15 protein-coding genes are annotated in these 11,816 nt (G+C 69.3%); 7 read left to right on the forward strand and 8 right to left on the reverse strand.

What is annotated here, in order from left to right; all coding sequences use genetic code 11:
• Window positions 1-295: 295 nt before the first annotated feature.
• The 3 genes from CRP55_RS47205 to CRP55_RS47215 are packed head-to-tail and all read left to right on the forward strand — an operon-like array spanning window position 296 to window position 2,787.
• A complete protein-coding gene (locus CRP55_RS47205) occupies window positions 296-1,078 on the forward strand; it encodes an SAM-dependent methyltransferase (RefSeq protein ID WP_097328638.1) in 783 nt (260 codons plus the stop codon).
• Between the two features lie 33 nt (window positions 1,079-1,111).
• Window positions 1,112-2,005 carry a Sco1979 family transcriptional regulator gene (locus CRP55_RS47210; protein WP_097328639.1) on the forward strand — a complete coding sequence of 298 codons (894 nt, stop codon included), beginning with the start codon at window positions 1,112-1,114 and terminating at the stop codon, window positions 2,003-2,005.
• Window positions 2,002-2,787, forward strand: a complete 786-nt coding sequence (locus CRP55_RS47215; protein ID WP_097328640.1) for an SAM-dependent methyltransferase — start codon at window positions 2,002-2,004, stop codon at window positions 2,785-2,787. The genes CRP55_RS47210 and CRP55_RS47215 overlap by 4 nt, the downstream gene beginning before the upstream one ends.
• Before the next feature lies 1 nt (window position 2,788).
• Here CRP55_RS47215 and CRP55_RS47220 read toward each other — a convergent pair whose 3' ends face one another.
• The 3 genes from CRP55_RS47220 to CRP55_RS47230 all read right to left on the reverse strand — a co-directional run bounded on the left by CRP55_RS47220 (window position 2,789) and on the right by CRP55_RS47230 (window position 5,053).
• Window positions 2,789-3,325 carry a hypothetical protein gene (locus CRP55_RS47220; protein ID WP_097328641.1) on the reverse strand — a complete coding sequence of 179 codons (537 nt, stop codon included), beginning with the start codon at window positions 3,323-3,325 and terminating at the stop codon, window positions 2,789-2,791.
• Between the two features lie 127 nt (window positions 3,326-3,452).
• Complete coding sequence (locus tag CRP55_RS47225) at window positions 3,453-4,001, reverse strand: CPBP family intramembrane glutamic endopeptidase (RefSeq protein WP_218855072.1); 549 nt, start codon at window positions 3,999-4,001, stop codon at window positions 3,453-3,455.
• Window positions 3,998-5,053: a LacI family DNA-binding transcriptional regulator gene (locus tag CRP55_RS47230; RefSeq protein ID WP_097328642.1), complete on the reverse strand. Its 1,056-nt coding sequence runs from the start codon at window positions 5,051-5,053 to the stop codon at window positions 3,998-4,000. Before CRP55_RS47230 ends, CRP55_RS47225 begins: the two co-directional genes overlap by 4 nt.
• A gap of 69 nt (window positions 5,054-5,122) precedes the next feature.
• On the opposite strand from CRP55_RS47230, the gene CRP55_RS47235 reads away from it, so the two are divergent.
• Window positions 5,123-6,262 carry a glycoside hydrolase family 53 protein gene (locus CRP55_RS47235; RefSeq protein ID WP_097328643.1) on the forward strand — a complete coding sequence of 380 codons (1,140 nt, stop codon included), beginning with the start codon at window positions 5,123-5,125 and terminating at the stop codon, window positions 6,260-6,262.
• A gap of 4 nt (window positions 6,263-6,266) precedes the next feature.
• Window positions 6,267-6,491, forward strand: a complete 225-nt coding sequence (locus tag CRP55_RS47240; RefSeq protein WP_097328644.1) for a hypothetical protein — start codon at window positions 6,267-6,269, stop codon at window positions 6,489-6,491.
• On the opposite strand, the gene CRP55_RS47245 is transcribed toward CRP55_RS47240, so the two are convergent.
• Window positions 6,483-7,226: a class I SAM-dependent methyltransferase gene (locus CRP55_RS47245; RefSeq protein ID WP_097328645.1), complete on the reverse strand. Its 744-nt coding sequence runs from the start codon at window positions 7,224-7,226 to the stop codon at window positions 6,483-6,485. The genes CRP55_RS47240 and CRP55_RS47245 overlap by 9 nt on opposite strands.
• 79 nt (window positions 7,227-7,305) lie before the next feature.
• Entirely contained in the window at window positions 7,306-8,190 is an 885-nt protein-coding gene (locus tag CRP55_RS47250) for an alpha/beta fold hydrolase (RefSeq protein WP_097328646.1), read from the reverse strand.
• A gap of 103 nt (window positions 8,191-8,293) precedes the next feature.
• On the opposite strand from CRP55_RS47250, the gene CRP55_RS47255 reads away from it, so the two are divergent.
• Window positions 8,294-8,854, forward strand: a complete 561-nt coding sequence (locus CRP55_RS47255; RefSeq protein ID WP_097328647.1) for a TetR/AcrR family transcriptional regulator — start codon at window positions 8,294-8,296, stop codon at window positions 8,852-8,854.
• On the opposite strand, the gene CRP55_RS47260 is transcribed toward CRP55_RS47255, so the two are convergent.
• Both CRP55_RS47260 and CRP55_RS47265 read right to left on the reverse strand, forming a co-directional pair.
• On the reverse strand, window positions 8,844-9,563 hold the full coding sequence (locus tag CRP55_RS47260; protein WP_097328648.1) for a mycothiol-dependent nitroreductase Rv2466c family protein: 720 nt from the start codon (window positions 9,561-9,563) through the stop codon (window positions 8,844-8,846). The two genes, CRP55_RS47255 and CRP55_RS47260, sit on opposite strands and share 11 nt — an antisense overlap.
• A gap of 17 nt (window positions 9,564-9,580) precedes the next feature.
• Window positions 9,581-10,771, reverse strand: a complete 1,191-nt coding sequence (locus tag CRP55_RS47265; protein WP_218855074.1) for an MFS transporter — start codon at window positions 10,769-10,771, stop codon at window positions 9,581-9,583.
• A 102-nt stretch (window positions 10,772-10,873) separates the two neighbouring features.
• On the opposite strand from CRP55_RS47265, the gene CRP55_RS47270 reads away from it, so the two are divergent.
• Entirely contained in the window at window positions 10,874-11,263 is a 390-nt protein-coding gene (locus tag CRP55_RS47270) for a MerR family transcriptional regulator (RefSeq protein WP_097328650.1), read from the forward strand.
• On the opposite strand, the gene CRP55_RS52600 is transcribed toward CRP55_RS47270, so the two are convergent.
• Window positions 11,231-11,503 (reverse strand): hypothetical protein, encoded by a 273-nt coding sequence (locus tag CRP55_RS52600; RefSeq protein WP_143235433.1) that lies wholly within the window; start codon window positions 11,501-11,503, stop codon window positions 11,231-11,233. The genes CRP55_RS47270 and CRP55_RS52600 overlap by 33 nt on opposite strands.
• Window positions 11,504-11,816 lie beyond the last annotated feature (313 nt).

An 11,816-nucleotide genomic window follows, 5' to 3' on the forward strand; every position in this document is an offset into this window, starting at 1 on the left:
ATTTCGCCATCTGCCACTCGTACACGTCGGTGGACTCGCCGACGTGTACGCCGAGGTCCCCCTTCGCGGCGACATAGAACCGATGACGGGGACGCCAGCGTGCCCGCTCGGTGGCCGAACTGGTGAAGAAGGTGGCGAGCGCGCAAGGGCTTGCCACCGGCGCGTACGGTCTGTCGTGTTGGGACTTGTCAAGCTCAATGCGCCGAGCGGGTGAAGGAAATGGCCGTCCGGGTGGAGACTGGCCGGGGCGGCGCGTGAGTATGCTGTCGATCATCGTCGTGGATCTCCACAAAGGATGGTCGCGTTGGCTGAGAGCATCGACCGGCTCGACACGAACGTGCCGGAGACCGCACGGATCTGGAACTACCTGCTCGGCGGCACCGACAACTTCGCCGCCGACCGGGCCGTCGGTGACCAGATCATCGCGACATTGCCGCAGCTCGCGGAGCACGCGAAGCTCTCGCGCGCCTTTCTCGCCCGGGCCGTTCGCTACCTGGTGCTCAACGAGGGGATCAGCCAGTTCCTCGACATCGGCACCGGGCTGCCGACCGCGGAGAACACGCACGAGGTGGCGCAGAAGGCGAACCCGGCCGCCCGTGTCGTCTACGTGGACAACGACCCTCTGGTGCTCGCGCAGGCTCGCCGGCTGCTGACGAGCACCGATGAGGGGGCCACTGAGTACGTACACGAAGATCTCAGAGACCCGGAAGCGATCCTCCGAGCCGCCGCCGCGACGCTTGATCTCTCCCAGCCCGTCGCGGTGACGCTGATGGGCGTGCTCGGGCACATCGAGAGCGACGACAAGGCCAAGAACATCATCGACCGTCTGATGCGCGGCCTGCCCAGCGGCAGCTTCCTGGCCATGTACGACGGCGCCGACACCGACCCGGCCACGTCGGAGGCCACCCGCATCTGGAACGTCTCGGCCAATCCGAAGTATCACCTGCGCAGCCCCGAGAGAATAACGAAGCTCTTCGATGGGCTGGAGCTCGTGGAGCCCGGCGTGGTGCCGGTGACTCGATGGAGGACCGACGAAACCGAGATCAGTCAGTTCTGCGCCGTCGGCCGCAAGCCGTAGCGTGCGAGCTCAGAGCCTGATAAGCAGGTCAACGTGACCGGGAGACAGGACAGCGGTGGCTCCACTGTGCGCCGCCTCCAGCTGGGTGCCCGCCTGCGCGAGCTCCGGCTGGCCAAGGGTGTCAGCCGGGAGGACGCCGGCTACCGCATCCGCGCGTCCGAATCCAAGATCAGCCGGATGGAGCTGGGGCGGGTCAGCTTCAAGCCCCGCGACATCACCGACCTGCTGCATCTGTACGGGGTGGAGGATCAGGAGGAGCACGACCGGCTGCTCGAGCTGACCCGCGAGGCCAACTCGCCGGGCTGGTGGCGCACCTACGGCGACGTGCTCGACAGCTGGTTCACCAACTATCTCGACCTGGAGCAGTCGGCCGAGCTCATCCGGACGTACGAGATCCAGTTCGTGCCCGGGCTGCTGCAGACCGAGGCGTACGCGAGCGCGGTCATCCGCCTCGGTCACCAGGGTCCCGGCACTGTGGAGATCGAGCGCCGGGCCAAACTGCGCATGGCCCGCAAGCAGATCCTGACCAGGCCGGACGCGCCGAAGCTGTGGGCCGTCCTGGACGAGGCGGTGCTGCGCCGGCTCATCGGCGGCCGCGAGGTGATGCACGAGCAGATCGTCTCGCTCATCGAGGCCACCGAGAATCCGAACATCCGCCTGCAGATCATCCCGTTCGACTCGGGCGGGCACGCGGCGGCCGGCGGCGCGTTCAGCATCCTGCGCTTCCCGCACGAGGAACTCGACGACGTCGTCTACATCGAGCACCTGACGAGCGCCGTCTACCTCGACAAACACGACGATCTCGACAACTACGCGACCGCGTTCAGCCGCCTGATCATCGATGCCGCGCCGCCGGACGAGACGCCCCAGATACTTCGCAAGATCGCTGACGATGTGGCATTCGATCACAAGGAGACGGAGATATGACGGACGAGGCCCCCGCCGAACTGCAGCCGAACGTGCCGCACGCGGCCCGCATGTGGAACTACTGGATGGGCGGGAAGGACAACTTCGCCGCCGACCGGGCCGCCGGTGACGCGGTCGCGCAGGTCTACCCCGAGATCGCGGTGATGGCCCGGCTGTCGCGCCAGTTCCTGATCCGGGTCGTCAGCCACCTGGCCGGCGAGGCCGGCATCAAGCAGTTCCTCGACATCGGCACCGGCCTGCCGACGATGCAGAACACGCACGAGGTGGCGCAGGGCATCACCCCGGACGCCCGCATCGTCTACGTCGACAACGACCCGCTGGTGCTGGCCCACGCCCGCGCGCTGCTGGTCAGCGTCACCGACGAGGGCGTCACCCAGTACGTCCACGCCGACTACCACGACCCGGAGAAGATCCTGGCCGACGCCGACGGCCCGCTCGACTTCACGCAGCCGGTCGCGGTCATGTTCATGGGCGTGATGGGCTACGAGCCCAGCCTCAACCGCATCCGCGAGATCGTGAACACGGTCATGGACGCGGTCCCGTCCGGCAGCTACCTGGTCTTCTGGGACGGCACCGACACGACGGAGGCGGTCCGCGAGGGCGCGCGCAAGCTGGCCGAGAGCGGCGGCGTGCCGTACATCCTGCGCAGTCCCGCCCAGATCGAGAGCGTCTTCGACGGCTTCGAGATCATCGAGCCCGGCGTGGTCCAGATCAGCGCCTGGCGCGCCGACGGCGAGATCGAGACCATTGAGGCGTACGGCGCGGTGGCGCGCAAGCCCTGATTCAGGCGGCCTCGAGATGCAGGGTGCCGGCGGGCCGCAATCCTGTTCCGCCGGCATCGAGAGCTTGAAGTTCGAGACTCACAGGCTCGTGAAGCCAGTAGTCCTGAATCATGACGAGCCCCTCTCGGACCGGAAACGGTCCGAGGCGGGTGCCGTCGGGCGACGTCAGAACCACCGAGGCGCCTTCTTTTCGGGGCGGAGCGAAGACCACGGTCCCCATGCCTCGGGCCGACCGCCAATCGGCGTCGGCGCCGTCCCAGCAGGAACCCGAGGCGTCGGCCCGATGACGGCCCTCGGCGTCGACTTCTTCCTGCACGAAGCAGATGTCGGCGCTCCGATCACGCACCCAGAGCTGGATGGAGCTCTCGCCGACATCGACGGCCGACACCACCGTGTAGCCGTCGGGGTCCTTCCAAGTGGACGTGGCCGGGATCCGCTCGTCATCGGCCGAGCCGTCCCATCGGGCGGCACCGAGCAGACCCGCGCCCACAACGGCCACGACGAGAAGCGCGCGAGCGTACGCACCGGCGACCGACATTGCTGAAGGGTACGCAAACGTCCTGGTCAGGGGCCTCATCCGCCGGTACGGCCCGTTCCGGGCGCTCCGCCGATCGATCATGGGCTCATTGGTGCGGATCGCCTGCCCGAAGGGACGGGGTCCCCGTCTACGGGTCCGGGTCGCCGGGACGGCCACGCTTCTGGAAGAAGAGGACGCCCAGGCCGTTGGCGGCCCAGTGCCAGGCGACGGGCACGAGCAGGGAGCCGGTGGTGTCGGCGCCCCAGGCCAGGACCAAGCCGGCGGCGGCGGTGAACAGGACGGCCTTGAAGGGGCGGAGATGCCACAGCCCGAACAGCAGGGAGGACCAGTACGGGCCGATCAGTTCCAGGAGGACGCCGCGGAAGGCGATCTCCTCGAAGAGGACGACGGCCAGCGGGATCTCGACCAGGGCTTTTCGCCAGGGGTGCTCGTCGGTGCGGCCCGGGGTCACGAAGCGTGACGCGACGGCGAAGGTGGCGGCCAGTACGGCGGTGCCGGTGACGGCGTACACCCAAGCGGTCTTGGAGATGGTGAGATCGAGGCCGAACAGGGTGAACAGCAGGAGCGCGGCGATGGGGTTGACGATGGGCTGGAGCTTGGGCGGGCCTTTGTAGTTCCAGATGCGGACGGCGGCCAGCGCCAGAAGGACCGCCCCCAGTTCCGTGTGAGCGCTCACGCGGACTCACGGAGCACGAGCTCGGTCGGCAGCACCCGGGAGGACGCGGGGCGGCCGGCGATCAGCTGGGTCAAGACCTCGACCAACTCGGCCGCCACCCGGGGCAGGGGCTGGCGGACCGTGGTGAGCGGCGGGGTCGTGGCCGGTGCGATGGCCGAGTCGTCGAAGCCGCCGACCAGCACGTCGGCGGGCACGGCGCGGCCCGCGTGCCGCAGGGCCTGCAACGCGCCCACGGCGAGCAGATCCGACGCGACGAAGACCGCGTCGAGGTCGGGGCAGGTGTCGAGCAGCCGGGTCATCGCGTCGCGGCCGGCGTCGATCGTGTACGCGGTGGCGTGGGCGATGACGCGGCGGCTGGCCCGGCGGCCCAGCACGTCGCGGAAGCCCTGGAGGCGTTCGGCGCCGCCGGCCATGTCCCGCGGGCCGGCCACCGTGGCTATCCGGCGGCGGCCCCGGCCGGCCAGGTGCCGGGTCATGAGGCGGGCGCCGTCGCGGTCGTCGGCCGCCACGTAGGGAAAGGCCGGGCCCCGGGACGGCGGGCGCCCGCACACCACGACCGGCACGCGGGTCTCGTGCAGCTGGGCGGCAAGCGGGTCGCCGTCGTGCACGGAGACGAGCAGGACGCCGTCCACGTGGCCGCCGCGGGCGAAGTGCAGGACGCGTTCGCGCTCCTGCGGGGTGCCGGCCAGCATCAGCATGAGGCTGCTCCCACGCTCGGCCAGCAGCTGCGTGCACGTGCGCATCAGGGCGCCCAGCACCGGATCCTCGAAGAGCCGGTCGGGCGCGTCGGACAGCACGAAGGCGACCGCCCCCGACCGGCGGGTGACCAGGCTGCGGGCGCTCTGATTGATGACGTAGCCCGTGCTGCGCAGGGCGTCGTGCACTGCCGCGAGCGCTTCCGGGCTCACATGGGCGCCGCCGTTGAGCGCGCGGGACACCGTGCCGCGGGAGACGCCGGCCACCTCGGCGACGTCCTCCATGGTCGGCCCCCGGCGCTGGGCCCGCCGGGCCGCGCCCCGCGATTTGGGATGAGGCGCCGTGTCGTCCACCATCTGCCCCTCCTCTTGACTTTCGCATTGTCCCGGAGCAGCGTGAGCGCTCACAAGCATTGGGGGTTATCAATGTCGTTCGTCAGCCGCCGCACCCTGCTGGCCGGCGCCGGTGGGGCCGCACTCGCCGCGATCACGCCGGGCGCCGCTTCGGCCGCGTCAGCCACTACCCGGGCGCTCAGCGTTCGCGGGGCCGACCTGTCCTTCCTTCCTCAGCTGGAGGAGGCCGGGGTGCGCTACCGCGACCTGGCGGGCCGGGTGCGCCCGGCCGAGCAGATCCTCGCCCGCGAAGGCGCGACCCACATGCGGCTGCGCGTCTGGGTCGACCCGCCGGACGGCTACAGCGACAAGGCCCGCGCCCTCCATCTGGCCCGGCGTGCCAAGAAAGCCGGCCTGCAGATCGTGCTCGACCCGCACTACAGCGACTTCTGGGCCGACCCCGGCAAGCAGCCCATCCCGGCGAGCTGGCCCAAGGACCTGCCAGGACTCGTACGGAAAATCCGCTCCTACACCCGCGACCTGCTGCGCGACTTCGCCCGGCAGGGCACCCCGATCGACATCCTCCAGGTCGGCAACGAGATCACCAACGGCATCCTGTGGCCGGTGGGCCAGCTCTACCTGCCCGACGGCACGCAGCAGTGGCCGGCCTTCACCGACCTGCTCAAGTCGGCCATCATCGGCGCCCGCGAGGCCGCCGGCGACCGCGTCCGCATCATGCTGCACATCGACCGCGGCGGCAAAATGGGCGACACCCGCTGGTTCTTCGACAACATCGAGACCTACGGCGTCCCGTACGACATCCTCGGCCAGTCGTACTACCCCATGTGGCACGGCTCGATCGCCGACCTGGAGGCCAACCTGGCCGACTCGGCCGCCCGCTACGCCAAGCCGATCCTGCTGGCCGAGATCTCCTACCCGTGGACGATGGAGGACGGCGACGGCCGCGGCAACATCGTCACCGACCCGTCCACCCTGCCCGACCTGGCCCAGTTCCCGGCCACCCCCGAGGGCCAGGCCGCCTTCTACGAGCGCATCCGCCAGGTCCTGTCGGCCGTGCCCGGCTCACTGGGCCTGGGCTTCCTGGCCTGGGAGCCGGAGTGGATCCCCGGCGTCGGCTGGGAGCCGGGAGCCGAGGCCCCCAACGACAACCTGACCCAGTTCGACTTCACCGGCCACGCCCTACCGTCGATCCGCGCCTACCGCCATCCTTGACCCCATGGATGTCGTCGTGCAGCGCGTGTTCATGCTGTGGAGCAAACGTTCCCGAGGTTCCCCGAACGCATTCTCATTGCCGCCGGGAAGCCCTCCCCTGTCGGCATCCGGCACGGGCGACTGGCATTACACCTTGACCGTCCTGAACATCGCCTTCGGCCCCGTGCCGACCGGCGCTTTCCTCGGCGAGGCCCCGCACACGATCGACGAGCTGGCCACCCTACGCTGACCGTTCCGCCCGTACCAGAAACCGATGCGCTCGCACCCGGAACTCCCCGCTCTCGCGAATGTGCCGGTCAATCCGCCGCAGACCCTCCTCGTAGCGCGAGACAGTGAAATCAGGAACCTGCCACGCCACCGCGCGCAACTGATAGACCAAAGCCCCGATGTCATAGAACGTCAAAGACGGCCATTCTTCCCGTACGTCGATGACGCCCATCCCGACCGCACCAAGCTCAGCCACAGCGCCCCCCGCATTCCACGACCGGCCATAGGCCGCGGGTGCACCCAGGGCCGCGTTGATCTCCGCGCAGTCATCGCTGCCCACTTGCTGCGTCAGAAGAGCTCCGCCCGGCGCGAGCACCCGGGCCACCTCACCCGCGTCCAGCCGCCCATGCCGGTTGAGCACCACGTCGACCGACCGATCCGCGACGGGCAGCCCGTCACCTCGGCCGAACCGCACGTCGACTCCCAGCGGCCCCAGCCGTTCCCGGGCCGACGCGAGGTTGGGCTCCCACCCTTCGGTGGCGACGGCGCCCGCGGGCAACGGAGCCAGCGACGACAGCAGTTCACCTCCGCCGGTGTCCACATCGAGCAGACGCGAGCCGCTCCGCACCAGCTCCCCCGCCAGCAGTGGATAGGACCAGCTCGGATCGGATCCCTCGACCCGCCCGGCCAGCCAGCCGAAATCCCACCCCTTCAGCGGCGCACCGATCGCCTCGGCCACCAGCCGCTCGAACTCCATCCCGCGACGGTAGCGGCGCTTGTGAATCACGCGCCCGGGGTGTGCAGGTTCCGGCGGTGGCCGGGCCACGCGCGGCTGGTCAGCCGAGCTTGCGGGTCAAGAAGTCGTGGATGAGGGGGAAGACCTCGTCGGGGCGGTCCTCGAGCAGGAAGTGGCCGCTGTCGAACAGGTGGAACTCGATGTCCTTCAGGTCCCGCTTGTACGGGTGCGCGCCCTCGGCCGGGAAGATGACGTCTTTCTCGCCCCAGACGATGAGGGTGGGCGGCTGTGTGTCGCGCAGCCACTGCTGCACCGCCGGGTAGAGGCCCGGGTTCGTGCCGTAGTCGAGGAAGTAGTCGAGCTGGATCTCGTCGTTGCCGGGGCGGTCGAGCAGGGCCTGGTCGACGATCCAGTTGTCGGGTGAGATGCGGGAGGCGTTGGCCATCCCGTCCGTGTACTGGAACTTCGTGGTGTCCAGGGTGACCAGCCCGCGCAGAGCGTCCCGGTTCTCCTGGCTGTTGTCGGCCCAGTACCGCTTGATCGGCGCCCAGAAGTCGTTGTCCAGGCCCTCGTCGTACGCGTTGCCGTTCTGCACGACGAGCGCGGTGACGGCGTCCGGGTTGGCCAGGGCGAGCCGCCAGGCGGTGGGCGCGCCGTAGTCGAAGACGTTGACCGCGTACTTGGTCACTCCGAGCTTGGTCAAAAGCTTCTGCACGTACGTCGCCGCGTTGTCGAAGGTGTAGGAGAAGCCGGCCCGGTCGGGGGCGGCGCTCTGCCCGTACCCGGGCAGGTCGGGCGCGATGACATGGAACCGGTCCGCCAGGTACGGGATCAGGTTGCGGAACATGTGCGACGACGTCGGGAAGCCGTGCAGCAGCAGGACGACGGGGGCGCCGGCCGGCCCCGCCTCCCGGTAGAACATCTCGAACCCGTCGAGATTCTCGGTCCTGTACTGAACGACGGGGGCGGCGAACGTGCTGGTCATGGCGGTACTTCCTCTCGCTGAACGTCCGATGCGATCGACCATACATACCTCTAGGTATGGTCGCAACCCTACTTCTAGGTATGGCGGTTGCTAGTCTTGTGTCATGGACAACAGGCGGCTGATCATCGACTCGGCCAAGGAGCTCTTCTGGCATCACGGGTACTCGACGACGAGCCCGAAGCAGGTGATGGTCGACGCCGGTGTCGGGCAGGGCAGCTTCTACCACCACTTCCCGGCCAAGGCCGACCTCGGCCAGGAGGTGGTGCGGGAGAACGGCCGGGATCTGCTCGCCTCCGTACGCAGCGCGATGGAAGGTCTTCCCACCGGCCGGCAGCGCCTGGCCGCCTTCCTCGGGTCGGCCGGCGACGCGCTCGGCGGATGCCAGATCGGTGGCTTCGCGTACGACGCCGGAATCCTCGCCGAGCCCGCCCTGCGGGAAACGCTCGGCACCGCCTTCGTCGAGCTGGCCGGCCTGCTCGAGCAGGTGGTCCGCGAAGGGCAGGACGACGGTTCCGTGTCGCCCAAGCTGGACCCGGCGAAGACCGCCGCCGCCCTGCTGGCCGTCGTCGAGGGCGCGTTCGTCGTCGCCCGGGCCACCGGCCGGCAGTCGTACGCCGACGCCGCCACCGCCGGTGCCCTCGCCCTGCTGGAGGCTACTTCTTGAGACGCCGGCTTCCGGCGTGCCAGTCCTCGACCTTGCCCGCCTCCTGGGCCGTGACCCCGAACGACGGCAGTTGCGGCTGCTCGCGCAGGCTGCGCTTGAGCTCGGCGAACCCGGGGAACCGGGCGAGGCCGACGACGTGGTCCCACAGCTCGGCGGCCTGACGGTCGTCGGGCAGGCGGCTGATCACCGGCCCGAAGAACGCCACGCCGTCCGGTGGCTCGAAGTGCACGATCGGCGTGCCGACATCCTTGCCGGTCAGCGACAGCGCCTCGTCCGACTCCGCCTGGATCCCGGCGTCCCGTGACGTGTCGTCGAGGTGCTCGGCCAGCGAGGCCGGCAGCCCGGCCTCGGCGAGCGCGTCCGCCGCCAGCTCGGGAGTGCCCTGCCAGCCGGGCTCGCGCCCCTCGTCCGGGCCGCTTTCCAGGATCCGGGCGCCGTACGCGGCGTACAGCGGGCCGACCGCCTCTCGTCCGTGCCGTTCCCGCACCGCCGAAGCCACCCGGAGCAGCCTCAGCCCCGCGGTGTGCTGGGCCTCGTACTCCGGCGGGAAATGACTGCCGTAGTCGAGGTGCGCGTTGATCAGGCGCAGCGAGATGAAGCGCCAGTCGACGGTGTAGTTCCGCTGGGCCCGCACGATCCGGATCCACTTGCTCGTCATCCAGGCGAACGGGCAGATCGGATCGAAGTAGAAGTTGATGTCAGCCTTCATGGGTGCGACGTTCCCCCTCATCGGGCCGGGAAAGCATGCCGGCGGGCCAGGATCACGACGAGCGCGGTCGGCGCCAGGAGCGCGACCGCCGCGATGATGAGCGATCGCGAGCCGAAGCCGGCCAGAAGCGCGCCACCGACCAGTCCGCCCAGCCCGATCCCCAGGTTCCAGACCGTCACCATCGACGACTGGGCCACGTCCGCGTGCTCGCCGGCCGCCCTCATCAGCGCCGACTGCAGCAGGGTGGCCGCCCCTCCGAACGAAAGCCCCCATGCCGCGACCGCGACGTAGTCGACCGCGGCGCTGGAACTGGCCACGGACAGCACCACCGCGGCCGCGGCGAAGAGCCCGGTGCTGGCCACGCTCAGCCGGCGGTGATGCCGGTCGACGAACACGCCCGTGAGCCAGATGCTGACTATCGAGGCGACGCCGAAGTCGAGCAGGATCCACTGGAGGTGGTCCGGCCGGCCGGCGTCGGCCAGGATCGGCGCGATGTACGTGTACAGGATGGTGTGCGCGAGGACGAACGCGCCCGTCACCGCGAGAACTGTACGGATGCCCCGGAGCCGCAGGATGTCGTACAACGGAATCCGGTCCTCGGCCTTCTGCCCGGCGAAATTGGGCAGCTTCCAGGCGGTCCAGATGATCAGGACGGCGGTCAGGGCCGAGGCGAGACCGAAGGTGAGCTGCCACCCGACCGCGCGGCCGAGATAGGCGCCGACGGGCACGCCGAGCGACAGGGCGACCGGGGTTCCGGCGAAGGCGAACGCCATGGCCCGGCCCCGGAGAGCGGGACCGACCAGGCGGGCCGCGTACCCGCCGAGAAGACTCCAGACGACACCGGAGGCGGCGCCCGCCACGAACCGGGCCGCCATGGTGACGGAGAAGTCGAGGGAGACGGCGGTGACGAGGTTGGCGACCACGAAGCCGGCCAGCGCGGCCAGGAGCAAATGACGGCGGGGCCAGGTGGCGGTGGCCAGCGCGACCGGGATCGCCGTCAGCAGCGTTCCCACCGCGTAGATGGTGACGGTCTGGCCGGCCACGGATTCCGAGACCCCGATGGCCGCGCTCATCTGCGGCAGCACACCCGCGGGAAGGGCCTCGGTCAGGGTGGTGATCAGCCCGGCGGTGAAGAGCGCGATCAGGGGCGGAAGCGGCAGGCGTTCCACGGACGAGGCCCGCGGGGCTTGCAGAGGTGCAGTGGACACAGGAGGTTCCTCACCTTGACGAGCCGCCACGATCGCGGCGGCCCGACCAGGGTCTAACCTTCACATTGATGTGAAGGCAAAGCCCTTGTGAGGGGGATCTCGATGAGGATCAAAGAGCTCTCCGAACGCGCCGACGTGTCACCGCGGCTGCTGCGCTACTACGAGGAGCAGGGCTTGCTCAGCCCGCGGCGCCAGGAGAACGGCTACCGCGACTACGACGAGTCGCTGGTGGCCCGGGTCGAGCAGATCCGCAGCCTGCTGGGCGCGGGCCTGACCACGGAAATCATCAGGGAGGTCCTCCCCTGCCTGGCCGAGGCGGCGAAGTCGCAATATCCCGCGCCCGATTTCATAAGCCGGGTCCGGCAGGAGCGCGACCGCATGGCCGAGCGCCTGGAATGCCTGACCAAGAACCTCCAGGCCATCGACACTTACCTGAACGCCGTCACCGGGCCGAACAATTCAGAACCCGGCAAAATCGTAGGTGAAGCGTAACATCGCGGTGGTGATGTCCACTTCCGGCACGGTGACTATGATCGCCGAGGCGGGGATCTTCTCTCGCTTCTCCCGTGCGAATTGAGCGACGATCAACCCCTCTTGGACCTTTTCCTCCCGGTCCGGCTCTTGATTCAGGAGCTGCTTCAAACGCGCATATGTGCCGCCGGGTTCGAGCTTTTCGAGTATCTCTTCTTCCGCCTTCTTCGCGTCGGATCCAGCGCCCCCCGACCCGGCCACCTGGGGCCAATGGCGCTTCTTTAAGGTGTTTGGGCTGGTAGGGGTTTCACCCGGTGGAGGGTGATGGTGTGTTCGACGTGGCGGGCTGGGGGTCGGTCGCCGCGGGAGGGGTAGCGGCGGCTGTAGCGCTTGGTGGCGCGGGGGCTTGATCTGCCGGGTCGGTCGTGGACGCGGCGGCCGAGTTCGTGCCAGGCGTGTTCACGGGCTTGTTGCAGGTGGTGAGGGGGGAAAATCCGCCGTTATCCGGGACACGGAGCGGCGGGCGGTGTTGCGGGCGCGCAGGAAGCTGATCCGGTCGGGGTCGACGCGGTGG

The sequence above is a fragment of the Paractinoplanes atraurantiacus genome (assembly GCF_900215205.1).
Classification (GTDB): Bacteria; Actinomycetota; Actinomycetes; order Mycobacteriales; family Micromonosporaceae; genus Actinoplanes; species Actinoplanes atraurantiacus.